Here is a 14842-nt window from a genome sequence, read left to right as displayed (position 1 = left end):
CAATCAACCAATGTCTCTAATCCCCCACACTAACTTTCGGCCGGTAGGGAAGTTGCTTCAGAAACGAGAGTCATTTTGAGGGTAGTGATATCGGCCTTGATCATCCTCTTCCAGCTCGAGGAATTCAGAGTAGACAAACTGATCAGGGTGAACGCCATAGATCTTATGTGTTTGCCAATACACGTGGTTGGCATCAAGCGAATAGCCTTTCTCTATCACCTTAAACGTGGGGATATCGGCACCGATGATTGGCTTTTCACCAAAGAAGATGGTGTTATTTGAAAGCAAATGTTGACCATAGCTATTATGGCCGAGCAGTTGATAGTCATTGGCATCACTTCCCTCTATCGACCGCAAACCGAAGTAGATACGCCCTTCAAAAATGAAATAACTGTCATTTAAAGGCGTCACATCACTGCGCTTAACATATCGAGAATTAAAAGCATCTAAGCTCAACTCAATATACTGATAACTCTGTAACTCTTTGGCTAGGTGGCGCGTCATTTTCTCTGGTGCAAGCCCGACTAACCTGCTCCCCAAATAGTAGACGCCGTCTTTATCTTTCCAAAAATAACCATCCACGTCTTTTACAGACGCGACATCGCCAAACGGCAAGTATTCATCGTTATACAAGACGCCATTTTGATCGAACTGAACCGCGTGATTCAAGATCTGAAATGACGGAGCATGGGCATTGTTGAGCGCCTCGCCTCTGTAAAAAACATACCGATGATCTTTAGAGTAACCATCAACTAAGAGTTCAAACTCATTAGGACTCGCCCCTTTTAGTACTTCGCCATCACAAAACACCTCATCACGGATAGCTAGGTATCTATCAGATTCTTCACCCGTAAACGTTTTAAAGTCGGCTGAAAATGACGCGATCATCTGGTCAAAATAGAAGACGTTCCGTTCATCGTGAGCATATATCGTATTAATCAGAGAGAAGCTGGCAGGATTAGCGCCAACTAAAAGTTGGCCATAGGAATAAACGTGCTCATTGTCCTTTGCGAAGTAAGTCTCCTGATGACTGATATGCGCCATCGAAATAACTGAAAATGAATCAGGATTAGCGCCATCGATCGGCTCGCCTTTCCAATACGCTCGGCGACTATCTTTTGCATAGTCTTCACTAAGTACCGTGAAGCTTTCCAAATCAGCACCTTCTATCTTATTGGCGCCCAATTGAAAGAAATTACCCATCCGGACAAAAAACACCTCTCCCTTTTTGGCGTAATATTGTTCACTGACTCCTTTATCTATGGCGGAATAACCAATCCGAGGCGCGAGGTAAAAGAAAGCAAAGACAATGACAGGAAAAGCGACGACTGCCGCACCCAAAGTCAGGAACCATTTCATATCGTGTTCATCCTTGAAAATACATAAAATTAAAAGAGCCTCAGGAGAGGCTCTTTTAGCTGAGATTTTGTCACCTCTACTCGACGATATCCATCTCTTCGATCAGATTGTCGGCACCATCCACATATTTCATCACCCACAACATATAGCGCGTATCGACGTGGATGGAGCGATTGAGATCATCGTTGAAGTCCCAATCACCGATAATGCTTTCATATACCCCATCAAACAGTAAACCGACCAGTTCAGCACGGCCATTGAGCGTTGGCGAGCCAGAGTTCCCCCCCGTGGTGTCTACGGTAGACAGGAAGTTCACAGGCACCGAACCCAATGATGGCAATAGATAATCACCGTACTTTTTGCTGGTGATCAGCTGCAGCTGTTTTGCAGGTGCATTAAATGGTTCAACGCCGGTGTCTTTACCAACAATGCCTTCCAGACGGGTGAATGGCAGATTAACTAAGCCATCTTGCGGTGAATTACCTTTCACCTGACCATGACTAACACGCAGGGTGCTGTTGGCATCGGCATAGATCGGCTGACCTTTGCTCTTGGCAAACGCGATCAGTGCTGCCATGTATTGCGGACGCCATTGCTGGAACTCGCCAGTCAGTGCTTTGTCGGCTTTTTCCAGCATCATCCGCTCTTGGTAAGTGCTACGGGCAAACTTAATAAACGGGTCGTCCACTTTATTCAGTGCGTCTAAATCGGTTTCCATCCATTGCTGCCGCATCGCCGCATCACCGATCTTGGTGCTGGCATAAAGCTTATCCAGATGAGCGCTCAACGCCTTGCTATCCAGCTTGTCAGTAATACCGAAGAAGCTGTCGATAGTGGGCAGGCGTTGCTCTTTTGGTAGTTTGGCGTATTCCTGAAGCAGGAACATCAGTAGTGCTTTATCCACTTCTGGGGCGTAGCGGCGATCCATTCGTGCCAGAGACGCTTTAAAGCGTGTCATATCGCGATCTTGATAGCCGGGCTCACGCTCAGCATCTGGCTTCTGTTTTTCATTCGCCAGACGATAGAGTTTCTTCGCCATCTGCGGTGCCTGCGCATAGTACATGTAGTAGAACACCAGATCGCGAGCCTGGGTACTTTGCGATTGATCGACCAGCTCGGCTAACGACGAGACGGCCTTGCCATACTGCTTCTGGCGGCTTTTATCAGCCTTGATCCAAGCGTTGAGATCTTTTTCTAACTTTTGCTTACGCTTAAGAAAATCACTGTGATGGTAGCTTTCCACCATCGACTGAAAGTTTTTAGCGTAGTTAGCCAAACTGGCAAGGGTAGACTCATACTTGATACGGGCATCAGAGCCCTCTTCTGCAGTCACCTTAATCAGGTCGATCAACGCTTCACGCATAATACGGCCGTTAGGGTAGGCCCACTCAAACTGATTTTGCACTTCATCAGCGGTACGATAACGATTGGTACGACCCGGATAGCCCGCCACCATCACTAAATCGCCCTTTTCGACGCCTTTCGCCGACACTTTCAAGAAGCTCTTCGGCTCATAAGGGACGTTGTCTTTACTGAAATCTGCTGGCTGCCCATCGGGCCCAACATAGGCACGATAGAAAGAGTAATCTCCGGTATGACGTGGCCACATCCAGTTGTCAATGTCACCACCGTACTTGCCCACACTCATGGCAGGGGCGTGTACCAGACGAACATCACGGATCTCCAACTTCTTGGTCAAAAAGTACTCTAAACCATGGTGGAAGCTGGCGACATCACAACGATAGCCTGCGGCTTGCTCACACTCCGCAACTAACGTTTTACGTTTCGCTTCAATCGCCTGATAACGTTGTTCACCATTCATTTTACTGGTAACAGATGCCAGTACCTGGTCGGTCACCTCTGTCACTGACTCTGTGACATACACTCGAGAACCAGGTGCCGCAGGCAGCTCCTGATCCAACTGCTTAGCCAAAAAGCCATCTTCCAGATAGTTCTGATCCGGGGTGGAGTTAAACTGAATACTGCCATACGCACAGTGGTGATTAGTGACCACTAAGCCCTTAGGAGAGACGAACGACGCGGTACAGCCGCCAAGGCTGATCACCGCATTCATCGGGAATTCGGTCAAACTACTGAGTTTTTCCGGAGCAATTTCCAAGCCTCGCTTGGTCAACGTATCAGCGAGTTGCGGCAGCTGGTGAGGTTGCCACATACCTTCATCAGCAATCGCAGAGAACGCCGCCATACTGACAATAGCAGCGCCTAAAAAAGTGCGTTTTGAGAGTGTCATTATTTCTTCCTGGAGAGTATTTATCTATTTTTGCAGCTTATTTTGCCGCTTGTTGTTTTATATTCGATCGTTTGGATCTGGAGCAGTTTCGATCTCATACTCTCTTTTGGCAAGCGGGAATTAATTGAACTCCGCCTTTAGACACCCTTAGTTACAAATTACTTGATCTCAAGCATGCGAATGATAATGATTTTTATTTACAAAAAGGTAAAGCGATCATAAACTGCTATTCAATGAGTGAGGCAAGGTAGTCAGCATCACTTATGTGATGGTCGTTGTTGCTACGATCATCGTGGTTGGTCTGTTGTCACGCTCCCATATGACAGCTGATCTACCATCTTTCGTTACGCTGGGTGGTTGTTCGGAGCATCGACTCCTCCATAGTGGCGAGAGGTCATCTTATAAGCAGGTAGGTTGCTTGTAAGGTTAACGGGAATCTTTCTTTCGGGCGACTTAATAGTCGCCCATTTTTTTTGCCCCTATAGCGACCCCTCTCTTTTCACTGGTTCGCCCAACTGACTTTTCACTTTACATCAGACAGTGAGTACCATAATTTAAAGGCTCAGCAATTTAATAGGTCACCCATGCCAAACGTATCAGTCATGCTCAGCGTCAACCATTGGCTCCTCCTAGCAGAGCCGATGCAGTCACGCGTGTTCTGATTGAAAACACCATTGACTGCGGAACCCGCAGTCAATAACGCCAGTTCCGCAGTCCATTTCCCAGCCGCAACAAGGAACTGCGCGATGACCACCTCACCCATAGCATTACCAGACAACGCCATCCAGGATAGGACGAAAGGCATCTTGCTTGCCGCTTTCGCGACGGCACTGTTTTCAGCCAAAGGCATCTTCATCAAGCTGGCTTATCAATATCAGGTCGACAGCGTCACCCTGATGAGCTTACGTATGTTGTTTTCACTGCCGGTATATCTGGCGTTGGGAGCTTGGGGCTGGCATCAGGGCTGGCTTAGCAGCCAGCTGCTAAAACGGCACGGAATACCTATTGCCGGTATTGGTTTGTTGGGCTACTACGGTGCCAGCTTCTTTGATCTGTGGGGCTTAGAGTACGTGCCCGCACAATTGGAGCGCTTAGTCCTATTTGCCTATCCAACCTTCACCGTTTTGCTCAGCTGGTGGTGGATGAAACAACGTCCAACGCGACAGATGTTTTGGATCTTACCCATCACCTGGGCGGGCGTCGCTGTCATGGTCGGTCATGATCTGAAGCAGCAAGGCCAGCATATCCTGCTGGGCACAGGATTAGTCGCCACCAGCGCGGTCATATTTGCCTTCTACATGGTGTTCAGTAAACCACTGATCAACAAAGTCAGTAGTGCTGCATTCACCATTGTCGCCATGGTGGCAGCAAGTATCGGCATATTGCTGCACTATCTCTTCAGTCAGCCAAACTTATTGGTGATCACGCAACAGCCACTACCGGTCTACGGTTACGGGCTGATCATCGCTCTGTTCTGTACCGTATTACCGTCATTTATGTTTAGCGATGCAATACGCTTGGTGGGGCCTGATAAGACGTCAGTGACAGGCTCTTTGGGGCCGGTGTGCACCGCGATTGCAGCAGTGCTGATACTCGGTGAACCTTTCACCATCTGGCACCTGCTAGGTACAGCCATGGTCGTTGTCCCTATCACCTTTATGGCTGTGACGAAAAGTAAACACTAAGCCCTGCTAAGCAAACAACGAATCCAACCAGCTGCAGTCGCTCGCTCAGCGACTACAGCTGGTTGGCAGTAGCAGACAATCTGAACACCATTTCAGCACCCAACATTTAGATATCGCTAACATAAAGAGATCACTCTCCTCTTGCCTACTGCAGTTCATCACTGGCCGGATCATGCAGCTGTTCAGGTACAAAATACAGGTAGGGTTTGGCTTAAAAGATAGTGACGACATGATTGGCCTTAGCTAACGCGAAACAGATCACAAAAATAACATTTGCTTGACACAAATCACACGCAGAGTTACAACTGCAAACTCAGATACAAAAGTTTGCATGTTTTGTTTTTTAGTTTTTAATCATATAGTTACGGAGTGATATATGAAAAAATTAGTCGTTAGCATCGCCCTTCTGTTCATCTCTTCAACCTCGGCATTATTTGCCGCCCAGGTTGACCTTATCAAAGGCTCATCCATCCTTCACAGCCGCTACGGATACAACTGGCAATCATTCAGTTTCGATATCCGAGTGGACAACCTCACCTTTGATAAGAAAGTCTCTATCCACTACCGTGATAGCGATGGCATATGGTATGACCGCCCAGCAGTTTTTGCAGGCTCAATCGATAATAGCCAAGAACTCTGGCAAGCCGGCTGGGAGCGTGTTACCAGCAGCCCATATGAAAAGAAAGAACCATTGGAACTGGAATATGTCATCAAATATGAAGTCGATGGCACCACCTACTGGGATAACAACGATGGCCAGAACTATCGCTTGTTTGTCGGTGAGGGTGAGCAAATCACGACGCCAGTTTATGCAGACTTTTCCGTCGCATCCAAGCCTTCGGTGTACAACTACAACGGTCAAGAAACCAAGGTACCTGGCAGCTTTAGAGTCAGCCTCTTCCTGCAAAACCTAGGCTATGCCAAAGAGGTGAAGATCCACTACTCCTATGACAACTGGGCGACTACTTATGTTGGTGACGCAGTATTTCAAGCACAGCGCTACTTAGGCTATGCCAGTATCCATTATCCTAACGATTACGGCACAGAATACTGGGCATTCACAACCCGAGGCGACGAAGCCCAAGACAGTTCTGCCACGCAAGTTGATTACGCCATTTCCTATACTGTGAACGGTGAAACCTATTGGGATAACAACTTCGGTAACAACTACCAAGTTCCCGTGCAGTAAATAGCAATCCTCGTTCTCCAAATAAAAAGCACCGGCAAACGACCGGTGCTTTTCAATAACTAAACATGTTAATCCAGTTAACTAGAAACCGCTTTACAGCTTAACAATGGCGGCAGATTGCGCACTCAAACAGAGCGTAGTTGTCGCAATCGAGATCTTGTCGCCCAATTGGAAAAGCAGTTCCCCATCTTTCGGCAACGTTAACGACACCGCTTGCTGATTTGGATTGAGTGCCACCAACAGGGTGTCACCCTGATATTTCCGGGTAAACAACACACAATTCTGTTGTGGCGAAAGGAACTGAATTTCACCATGACACAGCGTCGCCGAGCCTTTTCTCACTTCCGCAAGTTGCGCAATAAATTGGAATAACGCTCTATCCTGTTTTTCCGGCTCATCCCACGGGTAACCTTCACGACAATAAGGATCGTCACCGGCTGACATACCGATCTCGTCACCATAGTAAATACAAGGTGCCCCCGGCGTAGCAAACATGGTTAGCAAAGCCAGTTTCATCGCCTTTTTGTCTTCACCCATGATCCACAAAGGCCGAGCCATATCATGGCTACCAAGCAGGTTAAGCTGCATCTCGTTGATGCCCCAAGCATAGCTGGCATACATATCTTCCATCACTTCAACAAAGCTGTCGGCGCCCATCGGGGACACTTCCAGATTGTTACGACGGTAACCATTCCAACTGTCGGCGCCGATATAGCTGAGTGTGGCGCAGGCTTGAATGTAGTTCATGGTAGCGTCAAACATATCGCCCTGCAGCCAACGCTGAGCTTTCATCCAGATCTCACCACAAATATAGGCGTCAGGGTTCACCGCCTTACAACGAGTACGGAACTCACGCCAAAAATCATCGTCTTCGATCTCTCTTGGCACATCGAGACGCCAGCCATCGATACCAAACTTCAGCCAGTATTCTGCGACATCGAAGATGTGTGCACGCCAACCTGGATTTTGGTGATTAAACTTCGGCAATGCAGGCAAATTCCACCAAGCATCGTAGTTTGGTGGATTATCTTCATCACTACTGTACGGGCGAAGTGGCCAATCCTGTACTTTAAACCAGTCGATATAAGGCGAATCACCACCATTCTCCAAGATATGATGGAACGCCCAAAACCCACGGCTGGCATGATTAAACACACCGTCCAGTACCACTTTCATATCTCGGGCATGGGCTTCGTCCAGCAATTTGCGTAGGGCGTCGTTACCCCCTAACAGCGGATCTACCTGCATGTAATCAAATGTGTGGTACCTGTGATTACAGGCACTGGTAAAAATAGGACACAAATAGATAGCGGTAACACCCAGTGATTTCAAGTAGTCCAGCTTATCGATGACACCGTAAAGGTCGCCCCCTTGAAAGCCCTGCTCTGCCGGATCTGCCCCCCAAGGTTTAAACACTAACCCTGGGCTATGAGAGATCTCTTTGCCACGGGCAAAGCGGTCTGGAAAGATCTGATAAAACACCGCTTCTTTTACCCAGTCAGGGCCTATCGCTTGTTCGCTCATGTGTGTTGAATTCCTTGTGCCTGAGTCAAAAAAGCCGGCACAGTGGCCGGCCTCTCTTACTATTTACGTTAGCATTACCATCTTCAGATTAGCGAATAATACGTTTCGCCGCAGTATCCAGCGCTTTATCCACTTGCTGACGTCCGGTAGTGATATTAGAAATAATGGTGCCCATCGATGACCAAAAGCGTCCCATCGCTGCTGCATTCGGCATCGGCTCACCCATTGCTGCACTGGCATAAACAGCCTGCACCATGGGATCTTTTTCTAGCTCTTTCTGCAAGTTTTTATTTGCCATCGCGCCCAGCTCGCCGCTGGTATAAAGCAAACGCTGGTTCTCTTCCGTCATCAGATAATTGTTCAGCAATTCTTTTACTAACAACGCATTAGGCGAAGCCAAATTAATCATCGCAGCCCATACCCCAACAAATGGCTTGGCCGGATGTCCATCCACCGTTGGCAAAGGTGTCACGCCGAAGTCGATCCCCTCTTTCTGCAGATCGTCCCAATACCAAGGACCATTGAGCATCATAGCGATCTCTTGCTTCTTAAACTTCATCTCCATGATGGAGTAGTCACTATTGCGTGGCATCAAGCCCTCATCCAGCATCCGCTTTAACAGCTTGGCTCCCACCTTAGCGCCCGGTTTGTTCACTCCGGTATCTTTGACATCATACCCACTGTCCTTTCGGGCAAACACATAACCGCCATTAGCGGCCAACAAAGGCCAGGTGTAATAGGTGTTGTTGTAATCCCATAAAATAGCGTTGACACCTTTCTCTGCCATGAGTTTCTTATCAAGTGCGAACATCTCCTCAAACGAAGCGGGCGGCGTATCGATAAGTGCTTTGTTGTAAATAAGGCTAATCGCTTCAATGGCAATGGGATAACCATACACGCGCCCATCGACAGTCACGGCGTCCCAGGCATAATCAATGGCTGAAGCACGCAGTTCCGGAGATGGCTTAATTTCGCTAATCAAGCCGCCACGAGCCCAATCACCCATGCGGTCGTGGGGCCAAAAATAGATATCAGGGCCATCACCTGCACCGGCCTGAATTTCAAACTGTTTCGTGGAATCGACAGGGCTCTCAACATTTACCACCACGCCGGTATCAGCACTGAACTGAGCGGCGATCTGCTTCATCTGCTCAGCACCTTTGCCGATCCAGATAGTGATCTCGCCCTCTACCATGCCAGCGTTAGCAGGTTGACCGAGAACACAACATAGCAATGCGGCCAGCGTAAAGGGCTTCCCTATTTTTTTTATCATTATTATTTGTCCCACTCCATCAATTCCAATTGGCCAAGAATCCGTCAGCCATCGCCACATTGCAACCGGTAACATGGCAGCGAAAGATCTGGATCACATTCGCATTAAAGTTATTTGCAGCAATGCTAAAGTAAGAATAGGTGGCCACGAGGGCGATCCTTGGCCGCTAATGTCGAGCAAGGAGCAGGGCATAACTACCTCGCCCAATTAGAGAACGGAAAAAAACAGGCATCAATGATTTGCCAAGAAAGCACAATCAACGATGAATAGCGCGTTCAGCCCTAAATCCAAACCTAGAGCTATCTAGCTGAATCCAGCCATGCACGGATCTGCGGCTCGAACGGCGCCACCGCATTAATATCTTCATCCGGTACCGTTTCCAGCACCTCGATGGTTTTCATCACTGCAGCGTACTCTTGCAGCAGGCGATCGCGGGTTTCTTCATCTATATCTTGATCGTTAGCCAACTGTGTCATCGCGTCGCGTAACGACGGACCAATATTCTTGGCTCGCATATTTAGGGCACTAACCGCCAACATCAGTCGCTCAAACATCTGCGACCACTCATCATAGTTATTGAAACCGTGCTTGGACAATAATTGACTTAACGCTTCGGAATCTTTGCCTGACGCCCTCACTCGTTGGCTAAACACTTCTGATAACTGGGTGATATCAGTAATTTGATGAGCTGATGCCGTTTCTGGGTGCTCCCTGCTCCACTGATAAACCGCCGGAGCGGCAGCTAACCACTGTGTTATCTGTTCAGATTTCATCGGGGGCACCTCCGCCGCGGCAACCTCTGCCATCAACATCCCCCCGAACAACAGCGCGCACCATCCCAGGTGCTTTTTCCTACACATAGTGTTTGTCCTTATGGCGTCATCGTCTTTAGTGTAGCTGATCAAGATTCTAGCGAATTGCTATCAAATCATACTTTTGTAAAACATTAAACGTAAGCCGATAACCATTGAGGCACTTGCCGACACAAGTTAAAACAAACGCAACAAAAACCCAACAACTTTCTTATTATTCAGCATGTTATGGACATATATTTGTCATAAACAGTGGCCAAACTTCAGCACTACTCACTGAGAATTAATGAAGTACAGGAGTTTTAAATGCAGTCCATTGTTAAACGCAGTCCTATCACTATTGCATTCCTCACCAGCGCATCCATCCCCCTGACAGCACATGCCAATGTCGGCGTTGATGAGATACTCAACGGCGTACAGGTATACGGCAAGCTCAACTTGTCATGGCAAGTTTCCGACGAAGGTGATGGCTCATTTACGGATATGTCGAGTAACGCTTCGCGTTTCGGACTAAAAGGCGATGTCGGCGTTAATGACGACCTATCCGTTATCTACCAACTCGAATACGAAGCGGTGATCGAAGATGGCGATGACACCATCAAAAACCGAAACCAATTTGTCGGTCTTCACAGTAAAACTTTTGGTACGGGTAAGATTGGCCGCCACGACACCATGCTAAAAATGAGTCAGGGCAAAGTCGATCAGTTCAACGATTTTGAAGGGGATCTGAAATATATGTTTGTCGGCGAAAACCGTATGTCCGAAACCCTGACTTACATAAGCCCGTCCCTTGCCGGCTTTACATTAGGCATGACCTGGGTGGCCACTGGCGCAGATAACGAAAGTGACTCCGTCAACGGTGAAAGCGACAGTGATGGTTTCTCTACCGCCTTGATGTATGGCGACAGTAAGTTAAACAGCACGCCATTCTATGCCGCTGTCGCTTATGACGATGATGTAAATAATTTTGATACGATTCGCACCACGGCTCAAGCCAGGTTAGCCAACCTAACCGTCGGCGGTATGTGGCAAGAATCTGAACGCTCTGATGGTACAGGCAGCGCGCAATCAAGCTGGTTGGCAAGTGCGGCCTATCAACTGACCCATAACGTGTCACTACGTAGCCAATATCAACAAAGTGATATGCACAAACTGGAACACGTTGATGGTTCCCGTCCGGCGGTCGATTTTAAAGAGGGTTATAGCGTTGGGGCCAGCTATGACTTCAGCAAAAAGACCGCGCTTTATGCCTGGTACACCGACCGCACCGCCGCCAATAGCAGTAGTAAATCGGACTCTGACTACTTCTCAGTCGGCATCAGTCACAGCTTCTAAGAGATCTTGAAATAAGTTTTAGGGAGCCGTTGCCAGAACAGGGACGTTCACCTAATAACAAAAAAGCCGCTGTTCCAAGCGGCTTTTCTTAGCGTCGATAGTAATAACTTACTTCACACGGGAAACGTATTCACCGGTACGAGTATCTACTTTCACTACTTCACCAATCTGAATAAACAGCGGCACACGTACCACAGCACCGGTGCTCAATGTCGCTGGCTTCCCGCCGGTACCGGCCGTATCACCTTTCAAACCGGGATCGGTTTCAGTCACTTCCAGTTCAACGAAGTTAGGTGGAGTCACTGAGATTGGATTCTCATTCCAGGTAGTAATGGTGCAAACGTCTTGCTCAACCAACCACTTCTCTTGATCACCGATCGCTTTAGCATCCGCCGCAAGCTGCTCGAATGTGTCATTGTTCATAAAGTGCCAAAACTCACCATCGTTGTAGAGGTAAGCCAGCTCAATATCCATGACGTCAGCGGCTTCAACCGTTTCGCCCGACTTGAAAGTTTTTTCCAACACCTTACCGGAGATAAGTTTGCGGATCTTTACACGGTTAAAGGCTTGACCCTTGCCAGGCTTCACGAACTCGTTATCAATAATTGAACAGGGCTCGCCATCCAGCATGAACTTTAGCCCTCCACGAAATTCGTTGGTACTATACGTCGCCATTTCTACCTCGTTACCAAAGCTGATTATTTCAAATGCCGCAGATGATAACCCGAAAACCCCTCGAGGGTGAACGACCATGGCAACAAGAGCTGGCAAAAGCGGTCACCGATCCGGCGGTTTTGCTTACCATGCTTGAGATAGATCAAACTGCATTCGCCGACGGCTTTGCGGCGAGAAAGCAATTTCCGATGCGTGTTCCTCAACCATTTATCGATCGCATGGTAAAAGGCGATCCGAATGACCCACTGCTACGCCAAGTTCTGCCGCTGAGCGATGAACTCATTACATCCAACGGTTATGTTAGCGACCCGCTTGGCGAACATGACACCCAAGCACCAGGCTTAATGCACAAGTATCAAAGCCGTGTCCTCCTGATCCTCCGTGGTGGCTGTGCGGTAAACTGTCGTTACTGTTTTCGCCGTCACTTTCCTTACGGCGATAACAGCCCTAGCAAGCAGGAGTGGCAACAGTCATTTGACTACATAGCGGCTCACCCTGAGATTAACGAGGTTTTGCTCTCTGGTGGCGACCCGCTAATGGCCAACGATCAGCAGCTTGACTGGCTACTGACTCAGCTAGAGCAGATCCCCCATCTACGCCGTGTACGCATACATACGCGCTTACCCGTGGTGATACCAAGCCGTATTACCGATGCGCTCGTCAGTCGCTTAGCCAGCTCAAGATTAAAAGCATTAATGGTGCTGCATATTAATCACGCCAATGAAATTGATAACGCACTACAACGGGCAGCTCAGAAACTAAAACAAGCCGGGATCTGGCTGCTCAACCAAAGCGTACTATTGCAACAGGTGAATGACTCAGCCGATGCATTGTGTGAGTTAAGCGAACGCCTGTTTGAAGCCGATATACAACCCTATTATCTACATCTAATGGATAAGGTCGCCCAAGCAGAACACTTTGACTTGCCGCTAGCACGGGTACAGGCGCTAAACAAAGCAATGATGCAGCGTCTACCCGGTTTCTTAGTACCCAAGTTTGTCCGTGAAATAGCCGGACAGCAAAGCAAAACCCCCATAGATTTAGGTTTTAACCCATTTATTGAGCAAACAGATCTCGATTTTTTCCAGCAAAGCTGACACTGCCCATGTGCAGAAGAAAGCGCTAGAATAGCAACCGACTATAGATACCTTTGATATGAGAGAACCGCTTTAGATGTCGAGCCATGACCAGCTTTTTGAACACCTCAGTGCCAATTTAAAACAGGCTTACCGACAAGCAATTGATGCTGATGCCATCCTCAACGAAATGCTGCAGCTTGATGTCGGGAAGTTCGACGCCGTTTTCCGTAAAGATCAAGGCTTTGAATGTGAAGCGATCAGATTTGTTCCCTATGTTGAAGAGCTCGCTGCTGAGATCGAACCACTGAAAACGGCTTCGCCCGACAAATTCGAAGCACAGCTAAAAACATGGGTAAGCAAACTGGAACTGCTCCTGCGCACGCTGGCAGAATTTAAGCGCAACCTAAAAGCCAAGTAAGCGGTCCACTCTTTCTCCAGCGGCTTCGCCCCATGCAAGCGGGTTAAAATCGACTAAACTTAGAGCAGGCTTTCAACAGATCATCGTTACAGCTTGGTGATATAGGTTTAAGTTAATGGAACCCGTAAATGCGAACGTCGCCGCCTCAGTGACGCAGCAGCTTCCACCACAGAGTAATAACGCGCAACAAACTGCCTTAGCCAGTATCAGTGAGGTAGTGGCAGCGCCGCCTTCGTCAGAAACGACAGAGGAGGATGCAACCGAATCCGTGCAGGTATCAAACTCTTTAGGACAGGCCGCTGAAGCGTCCAACCTCACGCGTAGCCGAGCAATTGAGTTATATAGAGCGGTCGCCGCACTGGTATAAGCGAGCGTGAAAGGAAAAGAGAAAGGGACAATTAATCGAGTAAAAAAGGGTACCGCTGATCTTGTCTAAAAGCTGTACGCCACACCAACGCCTAACGTGTATTCGTAAACAGGCGCTTCAGCTTTCGCTTCATTCGCTTCGAGCTTACCAACAGCGGCATTGTAATTCAGTTGCCAGCTTTCACTGAGGCCCTGCTTTGCAGCAACGCCGACACTCACCTTGGATGCACCCTCCGTGACCGCACTACCATCTTCAGCGAGCAATGGCTGACCAAGATAATGCTCGGCGTACTCACCGTTCATATAGGTGTAACTCACTTCGGGAAACAGCTTCAGATCGCCGGTCACCTGCAAAGGGTAGCTGTAACTTAACTTACCGTATTCTCCCCGCGCCTGCTCACTGAGCTCTGATACGAGTGACACGGCCACCGTTCCCCAAAAGTCCTGGTAACGATACTCAGCGCCCAAGTTGACCCGATCTTTTTCTTCCGCGGAGTCGAACGCTGGCTCCCACAGATCCTGACTATGCTCCACCAACGTTGCCACCGAATGCTTGGTACTGGAAAACAGCGGTTGTGACGATGCTTCAGAGACAACAAATTGTGCGCCTCGGTATTCAACCTGTAGGTCTTTTTCTGGTTGCTGTGCAAGTTGCTGGGAGAGTAGGGGGAAATTCGGAAAACGATCGCCAGCAGTAGCCACACCATCAGTGACTTCAGTCGCTTGTGCGGCACCGCTAACCAGCAGCGCAAGGCTAAGCGCCTTTACTACATTCCGCATTGGCTTCCCTTACTGTTTCTTATCGTTTTGATTTTTAGTATAGCCAGAGAACGAGATATCTCCGTGCATGGATCAAATTTATCGATCTGGCTCTGA

13 protein-coding genes are annotated in these 14842 nt (G+C 48.3%); 6 read left to right on the top strand and 7 right to left on the bottom strand.

The genetic code is table 11. The features are described 5' to 3' along the window. Positions 1–57: 57 nt before the first annotated feature. Together EXY25_RS06705 and EXY25_RS06700 are read right to left on the bottom strand one after the other, a co-directional pair. Positions 58–1359 (bottom strand): DKNYY domain-containing protein, encoded by a 1302-nt coding sequence (locus tag EXY25_RS06705; protein ID WP_130566191.1) that lies wholly within the window; start codon positions 1357–1359, stop codon positions 58–60. Between the two features lie 76 nt (positions 1360–1435). Beyond that, positions 1436–3610 carry a S46 family peptidase gene (locus EXY25_RS06700; protein WP_114339902.1) on the bottom strand — a complete coding sequence of 725 codons (2175 nt, stop codon included), beginning with the start codon at positions 3608–3610 and terminating at the stop codon, positions 1436–1438. A 746-nt stretch (positions 3611–4356) separates the two neighbouring features. On the opposite strand from EXY25_RS06700, the gene EXY25_RS06695 reads away from it, so the two are divergent. Both EXY25_RS06695 and EXY25_RS06690 read left to right on the top strand, forming a co-directional pair. Then, positions 4357–5295, top strand: coding sequence for a DMT family transporter (locus EXY25_RS06695; protein ID WP_130566190.1), 939 nt, complete (start codon positions 4357–4359; stop codon positions 5293–5295). 376 nt (positions 5296–5671) lie between these two features. Then, positions 5672–6484: a carbohydrate-binding protein gene (locus EXY25_RS06690; protein ID WP_130566189.1), complete on the top strand. Its 813-nt coding sequence runs from the start codon at positions 5672–5674 to the stop codon at positions 6482–6484. Positions 6485–6577: 93 nt separating this feature from the next. On the opposite strand, the gene EXY25_RS06685 is transcribed toward EXY25_RS06690, so the two are convergent. From EXY25_RS06685 to EXY25_RS06675, 3 genes are all read right to left on the bottom strand, one after another. Then, positions 6578–8008, bottom strand: coding sequence for a glycoside hydrolase family 13 protein (locus EXY25_RS06685; protein WP_165419290.1), 1431 nt, complete (start codon positions 8006–8008; stop codon positions 6578–6580). A gap of 88 nt (positions 8009–8096) precedes the next feature. Beyond that, positions 8097–9281: a maltose/maltodextrin ABC transporter substrate-binding protein MalE gene (gene malE, locus EXY25_RS06680; protein WP_130566188.1), complete on the bottom strand. Its 1185-nt coding sequence runs from the start codon at positions 9279–9281 to the stop codon at positions 8097–8099. A 299-nt stretch (positions 9282–9580) separates the two neighbouring features. Further along, positions 9581–10141: a hypothetical protein gene (locus EXY25_RS06675; protein WP_130566187.1), complete on the bottom strand. Its 561-nt coding sequence runs from the start codon at positions 10139–10141 to the stop codon at positions 9581–9583. A gap of 258 nt (positions 10142–10399) precedes the next feature. On the opposite strand from EXY25_RS06675, the gene EXY25_RS06670 reads away from it, so the two are divergent. Then, positions 10400–11428, top strand: a complete 1029-nt coding sequence (locus tag EXY25_RS06670; RefSeq protein WP_130566186.1) for a porin — start codon at positions 10400–10402, stop codon at positions 11426–11428. A gap of 108 nt (positions 11429–11536) precedes the next feature. Here EXY25_RS06670 and efp read toward each other — a convergent pair whose 3' ends face one another. Next, a complete protein-coding gene (efp, locus tag EXY25_RS06665; protein WP_114339894.1) occupies positions 11537–12103 on the bottom strand; it encodes an elongation factor P in 567 nt (188 codons plus the stop codon). 32 nt (positions 12104–12135) lie between these two features. On the opposite strand from efp, the gene epmB reads away from it, so the two are divergent. The 3 genes from epmB (at position 12136) to EXY25_RS06650 (ending at position 13967) form a co-directional block, all read left to right on the top strand. Beyond that, positions 12136–13200, top strand: a complete 1065-nt coding sequence (gene epmB, locus EXY25_RS06660; protein ID WP_130566185.1) for an EF-P beta-lysylation protein EpmB — start codon at positions 12136–12138, stop codon at positions 13198–13200. A 76-nt stretch (positions 13201–13276) separates the two neighbouring features. Beyond that, positions 13277–13600, top strand: coding sequence for a prephenate dehydrogenase (locus EXY25_RS06655; protein WP_130566184.1), 324 nt, complete (start codon positions 13277–13279; stop codon positions 13598–13600). A 115-nt stretch (positions 13601–13715) separates the two neighbouring features. Further along, on the top strand, positions 13716–13967 hold the full coding sequence (locus EXY25_RS06650; RefSeq protein WP_114339891.1) for a hypothetical protein: 252 nt from the start codon (positions 13716–13718) through the stop codon (positions 13965–13967). A gap of 65 nt (positions 13968–14032) precedes the next feature. Here EXY25_RS06650 and EXY25_RS06645 read toward each other — a convergent pair whose 3' ends face one another. After that, positions 14033–14746 (bottom strand): MipA/OmpV family protein, encoded by a 714-nt coding sequence (locus EXY25_RS06645; RefSeq protein WP_130566183.1) that lies wholly within the window; start codon positions 14744–14746, stop codon positions 14033–14035. Between the last annotated feature and the right edge of the window lie 96 nt (positions 14747–14842).

The organism is Corallincola spongiicola, from assembly GCF_004284785.1.
GTDB classification, from domain to species: Bacteria; Pseudomonadota; Gammaproteobacteria; order Enterobacterales; family Neiellaceae; genus Corallincola; species Corallincola holothuriorum.
This window is presented reverse-complemented; position numbering and strand designations above follow the sequence as displayed.